General features: G+C 34.5%; 2 protein-coding genes and 1 pseudogene. 1 reads left to right on the top strand and 2 read right to left on the bottom strand.

Annotation, left to right across the window (positions count from 1 at the left end):
• Nucleotides 1–94 (bottom strand): annotated as a pseudogene (locus QV04_RS11570) (IS1595 family transposase); the annotation flags it as partial.
• 24 nt (nt 95–118) lie between these two features.
• Here QV04_RS11570 and recX point away from each other — a divergent pair.
• Nucleotides 119–577 (top strand): recombination regulator RecX, encoded by a 459-nt coding sequence (gene recX, locus QV04_RS11140; RefSeq protein WP_039096646.1) that lies wholly within the window; start codon nt 119–121, stop codon nt 575–577.
• Between the two features lie 327 nt (nt 578–904).
• Here the strand turns inward: recX and QV04_RS11135 are convergent, their stop codons facing one another.
• On the bottom strand, nt 905–1,813 hold the full coding sequence (locus QV04_RS11135; protein ID WP_039096636.1) for a carbamate kinase: 909 nt from the start codon (nt 1,811–1,813) through the stop codon (nt 905–907).
• Nucleotides 1,814–1,890 lie beyond the last annotated feature (77 nt).

The raw sequence follows: 1,890 nt of genomic DNA, 5'->3' as shown, positions 1-1,890 counted from the left end.
AATTTACTGCTGTTCTTGCAGTAACTTCTGCGACAAAAAACTCAAGCAGTTTTTTCTGTATGGATTTCTTTAATTTACAATATGTTATCTTCATTTTTGTAGTATAGCATTGTTGCTAATCTACTACAGCCCCTTAAATTATGTGGTGAACTTGCTCTCTCGCCGCGAATATAGTGAATATGAATTGCGTTGCAAAATGCAAGAAAAAGCCTTCACAGAAGCTGAAATTGAACAGGCTTTAGCGATTTGTCAGGAAAAAAATTGGCAAAGTGATCGCCGTTTTACAGAAAACTATTTACATTACCGATCACAAAAAGGCTATGGACTAAATCGAATTAAACAAGAGCTTTTTCAACTCAAAGGCATTTCTTCAGAGATCGTGGAAGATGTATTAGCAGAAATGGACATTGATTGGTTTGAGATTGCGCATTCCGTGTTACGCAAAAAATTCCCCCATTATGCGCAAGAGCGAGATTTCAAAATGAAACAAAAAATCTGGCGCTATATGCTTTCACACGGCTTTCAAAGTGAAGAATTTGCCGATTTAGTAGGCTCGGGCGAAAACGAGTTTTACTAAGACACAGAATTTACTGCCCCTTTCTTTATTTATGCTTTCCAAGGCTTTCTACAAAATATTGGCACAAATAGCCCTTTCTTCTTTGAGTGAACCCTACTCAATGATAAACTAACGCCAATTTTTGTCTTAAATAATTAATATAGGAAACAACAATGCGAGCGAGTCTATATTTATTTGCTACTTTAAAAGAAACTCCGAATGATGCACAGGTGGTGAGCCATCAATTAATGTTGCGTATTTTAGGGGGTATAAGGTGTAATTGCTAGAGGAAAGAGGGAAAAGAGGAAAATGGAGCAATATCTTTCTTTTTATTGCCCCTCATTAAGTTTATCTAGCAGTAATTCTTGTTCCAGCTTGCCCTTTAATCGCTTCTAGTGCTAAATGTAAATCTGCAATAATGCCTATACCTTGTCTACGATGGGAAAGATAACGGATAATTGCATCAACTTTAGGTTGCATTGAGCCTTTATCAAATTTATAGTTTGAAAGTTCCTCGATAGTGATGTGATCGAGTTTCTGTTGGTTTTCTTTTCCCCAGTTTAAATAAATTCCATCACCATCAGTAAGAATTATAAAATAATCTGCTTGAATTTGTTGGGCTAATAGAGCTGCTGTCGAATCTTTATCAATAACGCAGTCTATATTTGTTAATGAGCCTTCTTGTTTTGTTACTGGAATGCCTCCACCACCGCAACAAATAACAAGATAACCATTTTTTAATGCAAGTTCTATAGCTTGATGTTCTATGATTGACATTGGTTGGGGGGATGCTACAACGCGGCGATAATATTGCCCATCTTGTTTGAGTTTCCAACCATATTTACTCGCTAATTTGTTTCCTTCTTGATGTGAATAAACAGCACCAATAAATTTTGTTGGTTCTAAAAATGCAAAATCATTTTGTTTTACTTCAACATGAGTAAGAAAAGATAGAATAGGTTCACTAACAATTTTACGCAATTCTTGAGTTAAAACTGTTGCAATCATTCCTTGTGTTTGAGCAACTAAATTATTTAATGGGAAATTTGATTCTTCTTGGAAAGATTCATTTTGTAGAGATAGTAAGCCCACTTGAGGACCATTACCATGTACAATAGCAATTTGGTATTTTTGTGCTAATTTTCCAATGACTCTCGCTGCTATTTTTATATTGTCTAGCTGATTTTTATAAGAAATATTTTGCCCTCGTTTTAATAGGGCATTCCCGCCTAAGGCGATAACAATTTTAGGTTTCATTTTTTCCTCCTTCTATGTTTAACTACGATTTTTCTTTTAATTTATTTAATAACATAATAATATACTTATATTTAATG

This window comes from Gallibacterium genomosp. 1 (genome assembly GCF_001678575.1).
In the GTDB taxonomy this organism is placed as follows: domain Bacteria; phylum Pseudomonadota; class Gammaproteobacteria; order Enterobacterales; family Pasteurellaceae; genus Gallibacterium.
Note: the sequence above shows the minus strand (reverse complement) of the source record. Positions and strands in the feature narration are given on the sequence as shown.

Bases quoted from the DNA above. Each gene is read 5' to 3' on its own strand.
- QV04_RS11135 (WP_039096636.1), bottom strand. From the start codon at position 1,813: ATGAAACCTAAAATTGTTATCGCCTTAGGCGGGAATGCCCTATTAAAA.